Raw genomic sequence first — 8167 nt, 5'->3', positions numbered from 1 at the left:
ATCCAGACTCTGGCCGATACGCTGTTTCAAGAACTCGATGCAGTCATTGCCCTCGACGCACCCGCTTGGCATTTTTGGTCGGTTTCGGAGCGGCTGTTTCGATCGAAGTGACCGGCTTTTGTCCAACCGCCATATACCCGCGTACTTCGACCTGCCCATCGTAGCGCAACACCTGCTCAGTCAGGCTAACTCCTTCAAACCCGGCGCTTTGCATCAGTTTTTCGACATAAGCAGGCGCATAGGCAAACAGGAAATTATTGAATAACTTGTAATTTTCCGTGCCGTCTGACAACGGCTCAAAAGTCAACACCAACCTCCCACCAGGTGTCAGCACCTTCAGTGCGTTCGAGGCGACAGGCTGTAAATCGCCGACGTAGCTCACAACATCCAGCATCGTGATCACGTGGTAAAGGTCGGCAGGCGTGGCATCCAGTGCAGCCAGGAGGTTAACTGCATGAAAACGGTCATAAACACGCCGTTGATTTGCCACCGCCAGCATGTCCGCTGAGAGATCAACCCCTACCAGAACCCCTTTGTTTGGCCCCAGGAAAGCGCCCAAAAGGCCTGTTCCACAGCCAAGGTCCAGAATATCGGCATCTTTGAGCGGATGCCATTCCAGGATCATCTTGGCAACCGCATCGGGTACCGGCACCCGATGAGTTTTCAGCATCAGTTCGTCGTAGTGTGCCGCATAAGCGTCAAACAACTCGCTAATCACCGCTTCAGGTTGAGTCGGTGGCGTTTCACCGCGTGCCACTTGAAGGTAGAAACGATAAACGTCGTTGAGCGCATCGATCGCCACCAATCGTTCACCATCCGCGATTGCCAACTCAGCCTGACCAGCCAGAATATTGGCACGAAGTCGATTCAACAGCAAAGCCGGATTGTCGGGTTGCTGATTTAGCATCTCGCTCAACAATTGGGCGGCCTGTTGCGGTTTTCCGGCATACGTCAGGCACCTTGCAAACTCGTTGCGCACCGTCAGGTCGTCCGGGGTCAGCTGCAACACCCGCTCAAGCCATTGCGTCGCTAATGCATAGTCACCAAAACGCTGCGCAACGGTGGCGCCTTTTCTAAGCAGTTGCGCCTGTGCCTGCTTGTCGCTACCGATCAGCTTGACCTGCTCGATCGCCAGCCGCGCCAACGCCAGGGCCTCTTTCTCCTTGCCAACCTTGGTTAGTACCTCGCTCAGATGAATCTGCGCCACATGCCACTTCGGTGCCAGGTCATACGCCCTTCGAGCCGAAGCCAAAGCACCACCCATGTTCCCTGAAGCCAGTGCCAACTGCGTGCCCAACAAAAACAACCGTGGATCTCTGCCGTGATCTTTGCTGAGCCGGGTCAATGATTTGGCGGCAACATCCAGTGATTTGTTTTCAATTTGATTCTGTACATCCTGAAGCATCGCGGTCAGGCGACGGCTTTGAGAATTGGTGACGTTCATGCCGATGTGAAATTGTTTTTGAGCACCGATTTTAGGTGCGAATGGTCTCGCCCCAAATTGGCACACGACTGAGCATAGATAATCTGGGCGTATGTCTGTTTCCAACCCTCCACAGCATGTCTACCTGCGCCGCATTGATGCCAACAAGCAGGACTCGCTCTCGCTGATCGCCGGTTTGATCCATCCGGGTCAGACCATTCTCGATCTGGGTATGGGCTCTGGCGCACTCGGGCAGTATCTTGCGCAGCGCTTTTCTGTCCATGCCGATGGTGTCACCCTCAACCCGGCTGAAGCAGATCTGGCAAAAAGCTGCTACCGCCAGGTCCACATTGCCGACCTCGATGCCGTCACGCTGGCCGATCTGTTCTCACCGCAATGTTATGACGCCATCATCTGTGCCGACGTTCTTGAGCACCTGAAAGCGCCCCAACACCTCCTGGCGCAATGTGCAGTGTTGCTCAAGCCGGGGGGGCAATTGATCACCTCGGTGCCCAATGTGGGCTACTGCGGCTTGCTTGCAGAACTGATTCAGGGCGAGTTCCGTTACCGGCCCGAGGGCCTGCTGGACCACACGCACCTGCGATTCTTCACCCGCCAGTCCCTGATGCGTTTCTTCCAGGACCATGGATGGGAGCCACTCGAGATCCGCTGCATTGAATGTCAACTGCTTGACTCCGAATTCAAGCCGCAGTTTGACAGCCTGCCACCGGCGGTCGCGCGTCATCTGCTGTCCATGCCCGACGCGCTGAGCTACCAGTTCATTACAACCCTTCGCCCCACATCGCTCGCAGACTCATCCGGTGCATCGGCCACCACACCGACGCCGGTTTCCGAAAAGCAGGTCAGCGCCAGTGCCGGGTTCACGGTCGAGCTTTTCCTGGCATCCGGTCAAGGCTACCAGCAGGATGGCAAGATTTCAGCCGTTGGCAAAATTGGTGAACATGGGCAGTGGCTGCACTTTGACATCCCGGCAAGCACCAGTCCTTACACGGACGTGCGACTGGATCCGGCGGACCGTCCCGGGTTTTTCAAGCTGCGACAGATCAGGATCCTGACGCCACAATCTGAGTTGCTTTGGCATTGGGATGCGCGGCACACCGAACTGGATCAGCTTGCTCTTGGGCAGCACCAGCAGATCCTGTTCCAGACACCATGGCCATTGGCTGATGATGCGTTGCTGTTCCTGTATGGCGACGACCCCTGGTTCACTTTGCCTTTGCCGCCATCGGTGTTGACGTCAATCTCGCAGTCAGGTGCCAGACTCGAAATGCAGGCGGGTTGGCCCATGTCTGCTGACTATGCAGCCGCTGCAATGGCAACCAGCCGTGCGATTGCCAAGATCCATGCCGAACTGGCCCAGCGCGATCTATACCTGGAGCGTGTGACGAATGAGCTCAATCAGCTCCAGCTAACACATCGGCAACTGGAGCAGGACCTTGCTCAGGCTGAACATGCCACGCGCGAAGAGCAGGAACACAAGCGCGCCATCATGCTTGAGCTCCAGGCATCCAGACGCGCTGAATCTGCCACCCGAAGAGCGGCTCTCGTCAGCAAAGCCCAGACCCAGCAACTACAGAACCACCTCCAGACCATTGAAACGTCAACTGTCTTCAGGGTCACACGGCCACTGGTCAATCTGAAAATGAAAATTGATCGCCTCCGTCAGCCAAGCCCTGGCGTACACGATACTCAACGTGCAACGCAACCAATCACGAGCCAGGCCCAGTCACTGCCCACTCACCCGGTCGACATTGTGGTACCGGTGTACCGCGGACTTGAGGACACACGCCGCTGTATTGAGTCCGTTTTTGCCGCCCATTGCCAAACCCCTTGGCGTCTGATCGTGATCAACGATTGCAGCCCCGAGCCTGAACTCGTCGCCTGGTTGCAGTCCCTGGAGCACACCGACAGCCGTCTCACATTGCTTCACAATCCCGAGAACCTCGGTTTTGTGGCCACCGTCAATCGTGGCATGTCGCTCGATGCCGAAAACGATGTTCTCCTGCTCAACAGCGATGCCGAGGTCGCCAACGACTGGCTTGACCGCCTGCAGCGCGCTGCTTACAGCAACGCCCGGGTGGCAACGGTGACCCCGTTTTCCAACAATGCCACCATCTGCAGCTACCCCCGTTTCTGCGAACCTAATCACTTGCCGCTGAGCTACAACACGCAGCAGCTCGATCAACTCTTTGCCAGTAACCTCGCTGGTCAAACCCTCTCGGTGCCGACCGGTGTTGGTTTCTGCATGTACTTGCGTCGTCAGTGTCTGGACGAAGTAGGCCTTTTTGATGTCGATGCCTTTGGCAAAGGTTACGGCGAAGAAAATGACTTTTGCGTTCGTGCAAGCTCCGCCGGGTGGACCAATCTCCACGCGCTTGACACTTTTGTCCGTCACGCTGGTGGCATCAGTTTTGGCGACAGCAAAAGTGAGCGCGAACTCCTGGCGATGGAAACGCTCAACCGGCTCCATCCGCAATACGAAGCAGACGTTCAGGCATTCGTCAAAAGAGACCCGGCCCAGTGGTCTCGCTTGGTCATTGACCTGACACGCATGTCGGATCCCGCCAAGCCGGTCATCCTGAACGTGACCCACAATCGTGAGGGTGGCACACTGCGCCACATTCAGGAGCTTGCCTTTCACCTCGCCAACCGTGCAACGCTGCTGCGCTTGACGCCGGCAGCAAAAGGGGCCGTCCTGACCCTGGAGGGTGAGCACGAGGCGTTCGAGCTGCATTTTTCTTTGCCCGAGGAACTGCCCAACCTGGTGCAGACTCTGCAATCCTTGCAGGTCGGCCACTTGCATTTCCAGCATGTCTTGGGGCACCTGCCTGAAATACTCGATCTGCCCGTGCAACTGGGTGTGACCTATGACTGCACCGTCCACGACTATTACAGTATTTGCCCGCAAATCTCACTCACCGACCATACCGACCACTACTGCCAGGAAGAGGGCATAGACCAATGCCGCAAATGCCTGCAGCGCAATCCGGCACCAGACGGCTCCGACATTGTGGTGTGGCGTCAACGTCACCTGAGGCTTCTTAACGGTGCACGCTATGTCATCGCCCCCAGTCAGGACGCCGCACGCCGAATGCACCGCTATGCACCCACGGCCAGGGTGTGTGTCGAGCCGCACGTGGATCTGCTGCCCAACCCGCCCTTGATTCCAGTACCTGCGGTGCCCCCATTCAACCAGAACAAGCCACTGGTGGTGGCCGTTCTGGGTGCACTCAGCAAAATCAAGGGTGCCGATGTCCTTGAGGCTGTGGCTGCCAGGGCCGCCGCCAGCGGCGCCGCGCTCGAATTTCACTTGCTCGGCTACGCTTACCGCAACCTCAAGACGCAGCCCAAAGCCAGGCTGACGGTTCATGGCCCCTACGCTGATGAAGACCTTGCCCAGTTGCTCGACTGGCTCAAACCCGATGTGGTCTGGTTCCCGGCGATCTGGCCCGAGACTTATAGCTACACCCTCAGTGCATGCATTGAACACGGTCTGCCCGTGGTGGCACCCAACATTGGGGCATTTCCTGAGCGGCTACAGGGGCGGCCATGGACCTGGCTGTGTGACTGGCAAACCCCCACGGACCAATGGCTGAGCTTCTTTGAGCACTTGCGTGAGCACAACTTTTTGCCGGGCGTTGCGCCCACACCGCCCGTCATCGCGCCCGATGCATCCAGTCTGGGCGAGCAGGACTTTGGTTATTACACCAACTACCTTGCCGGTTTGCCTTGTCCCACACCACCCGGGCCAGAGCAGATCCAGCAGGCGCTGACCATGTTTGTCAACTACCAGCCTGCCAACCATCCGGCAACCCTGATCAAGTCGTCCGCCTTGCAGGCCATCATCCGCTTGCGCGCAACGGTTTTACTCTCGCCGTTGGCCAAGTTGGTGCCCATGCACACGCAACGAAAGGTCAAATCCTGGCTTAGGCGCTAGGATCAGGGTTTGGTCATGATGGTCTGTATCGATCTGAACAACACATCTGACCCGGCGTGCGTGTTGTCAAGGTCCAGTGAAAACGGGTTGCCGTGGTAGGTCGGATCGTCCCGCAGGCCGTAGGCATTCACAAAAAAAGACAAAAACTCTGCGCCATGGCGTTGGTGCGTCTGAAACATCTGTTTCAGCGCCAGTGGCGTCAGGGGCTTGAGTGGATGAAACTCGGTCACGCCGTAGCCGCTTCGGCCGGTGGCGCTGAACCAATCGCCGAACGATGCACCATAAGACGTTTCACCGTACAGACTTGCCCCCAGTCGCATGGTGTGAGGGACGGCTAGGTCTCGCCCGGTGGCATATTTGCTCTGGTCCCAACCCGGGTTGGCAAACGGCACAATCTGATGTGAAAACACCTTGCCAGCCGGTAGGCAGCCTTGTCGGGCCACTTTGGCAAAATGATCCAGATACCCGGCAATCTGCTGCTGTCTGAATTGGTGCCATAAAGCGGCCAGCGGGTTGTAATAGAACGATGCAGCCTGACTCGGCGAATCAACGCTGAACTGCAACGTGGCATCCGGCTCATGCCAGGGCGGCAGCACCGCCTGCGGGCTCGGTTGGGGCGGGCTTTGATCGCGCGCCACCACCGCAAACTCACGCTTTGCCAGGCGCAGCATCGGACCTTCTGGGGGCGCCATAAAAACCTCCACCACGTGGACGCCGGGTGCCATGCGAGAAAAATCAAGCTCATAGCGCCACCCGACATCGGCCGTGCCAAATTCCGGGTGGGCTGCCAGCACATCTTGCCGGCTGTAGCGCGCAGCGGTTTGCCCCAGCAACTCGCCGTTGACATAGATCAAGACTGGTCCTTGACCCATCGTCCCGCCCTTTACCTGGGTCCATCCCGACACTGGAATAACCCCATGGGCAAAAGCATCCAGGTGCTCAAAATAGTTGTTCAACGCCTCTTTACGGATGTCCTTGCCGGGTGCGGGCACCTGCTCGAAACCCGCAAAGCGGGCGTCCAGGTAAGCATTGAGCGCGCTGATGCTGCCAAATCGGTTCCCAAGAAACTTGCGAAACCCGCTGACAGAGGCGGGGCTGTAGTCCGTGATCAGGTAGTCACCGCCAAAGCCCATGCCATCCTGAAAACTTGGGAACAGGTGGTGCAATTCACCAAGCACGGTCAACCCGATCACTTTGGCTTGATCGGCGGGTGCCAGATGACACATCTCCTGCATGAAACGGGTGATGGCAAGTTCCCTGATTCTGGACACCGGGTTCTCGGTGCTGGTGAAGTTCCAGGGATAAATGTCGATGCCGTAGTACTTGGCTTTGCCCAGTGTTCCCTGTTGGGTTTGCAGCAAATTGGCGGCATTGCGTGCCAGTGCCGCCTCAACCGGGCTGCCGGTTTCGAAATGGGTGGAAAAAAGGTAAACCACCACCGGGTAGTCCACCTGCCGGATGGTGTTGATCACCGCTTTCAGGTAGGCTTCATTCACTTCAAAGCGCTCACCTTTCACCTCCAGCAATCTGAAAAGTGGCACATGCAAGGTGTAACCCAGCCGCAACTGGCTGTTTTCTTTTTCCGGGCTGATGTTTTCCAGGGTTTTGGTCACAATCTGCCCGACCCCCTGGCCAGCATCCAGGCACATCGCCTTGAATCTGGAGTCCGGCATTGCCTGAATCTGCGTTTTGTCATTGAACAGGCACAAGTCCAGGCCACCAACCATCGGGGCCAGAATCAGTTTTGGTGGGCTTGAAGCCTGCGGGTTGACAGCCACCAATCCAGCCAAAAGTGCCAGCGGCACCAGCACGGCATGCTTTTCAAAGCGTAACATCGGGCCTTACCTCGTGTTTTCTCTATCCGTCGGCCTTGCTGCCATGGCGTTGGTCAATCCAGTTTTTCTCCATCAGATGCCACGACAAACTGGCCAAAACCACACTCGCACTCAGCAACACCACAAACAGACGTCCGCCACGCGGTCCGGGCAGCGTCAGCAGTGAGATCAGCACCGGAAAGTGCCAAAGGTAAAGTCCATAACTGATGGTACCCAAGTAACGCCAGGGCCTTAGCACTCCACTTGACTGCAGCGGGCAACTGATCATCGCCGCCAGCGCCGCGCCAAACCCGATGGCCAGCAAGGTGCGCCAAAACACCACCATGCCAAAGTACGACCAGTAATTACCGCGTGGCAGAAAGATGGCCCCAGCCGCTGTCAGGCACAGCGCAGAAGCCACCAGCCACCCCAAACAGTTACGCCAACGCCGTGCCAGCAGCGGCGCTAACCGGTGTTTTGAATTTTGCACTACCAGCGCCAAAGCAATGCCCACGCCAAACTCGTCCAGCGTACCTGGTAGCTGGGTGGTGTAGATCACCTGCAAATGGGGTATTGCTTGCCCAGGTGGCAGTACCCAAGTGGTGCCGTAGCGCCAGACCCAGGCAATGGCTGTCAGCATCAGCAAGGTCTTGCCTGCGCCTAGCCGGACCAGCCAGCCAACCGACAACACCAGCGCCACGTAAAACTGCATTTCCAGCGCCAGAGACCAGGTCACCCCGTTGATCACGCCGTGCGTGTAGGGTGTCAGATTCTGCAAAAAAAGTGCGTGGCTGATCACCTGCATCCAGAACTGGCTATAGGGCCGCGACAGAATCTCAGGTCGCACCAGCAGCACAAAAATCACGCAGGTCAGAACATAAAGTGGCAGCAGCCTGCGCAACCGGCGTTGCATGAAGGCCCATTTGAACCCGGCAGGGTCGCGTGCCTGGGCCTTGGCGGCACTCAAGGTGA

4 protein-coding genes are annotated in these 8167 nt (G+C 57.4%); 1 reads left to right on the top strand and 3 read right to left on the bottom strand.

What is annotated here, in order from left to right:
• Window positions 1–43 precede the first annotated feature (43 nt).
• On the bottom strand, window positions 44–1510 hold the full coding sequence (locus KBF66_RS17240) for a methyltransferase (RefSeq protein WP_296660242.1): 1467 nt from the start codon (window positions 1508–1510) through the stop codon (window positions 44–46).
• Window positions 1511–1535: 25 nt separating this feature from the next.
• On the opposite strand from KBF66_RS17240, the gene KBF66_RS17235 reads away from it, so the two are divergent.
• Complete coding sequence (locus tag KBF66_RS17235; RefSeq protein WP_296660240.1) at window positions 1536–5381, top strand: glycosyltransferase; 3846 nt, start codon at window positions 1536–1538, stop codon at window positions 5379–5381.
• A gap of 2 nt (window positions 5382–5383) precedes the next feature.
• Here the strand turns inward: KBF66_RS17235 and KBF66_RS17230 are convergent, their stop codons facing one another.
• Both KBF66_RS17230 and KBF66_RS17225 read right to left on the bottom strand, forming a co-directional pair.
• Window positions 5384–7216, bottom strand: a complete 1833-nt coding sequence (locus tag KBF66_RS17230) for a hypothetical protein (RefSeq protein WP_296660236.1) — start codon at window positions 7214–7216, stop codon at window positions 5384–5386.
• 22 nt (window positions 7217–7238) lie between these two features.
• Window positions 7239–8167: acyltransferase (locus KBF66_RS17225; RefSeq protein ID WP_296660233.1), on the bottom strand; the 929-nt coding region annotated here is incomplete at its 5' end.

This window comes from Rhodoferax sp. (assembly GCF_018063565.1).
Taxonomy (GTDB): domain Bacteria; phylum Pseudomonadota; class Gammaproteobacteria; order Burkholderiales; family Burkholderiaceae_C; genus Rhodoferax.
Note: the sequence above shows the minus strand (reverse complement) of the source record. Positions and strands in the feature narration are given on the sequence as shown.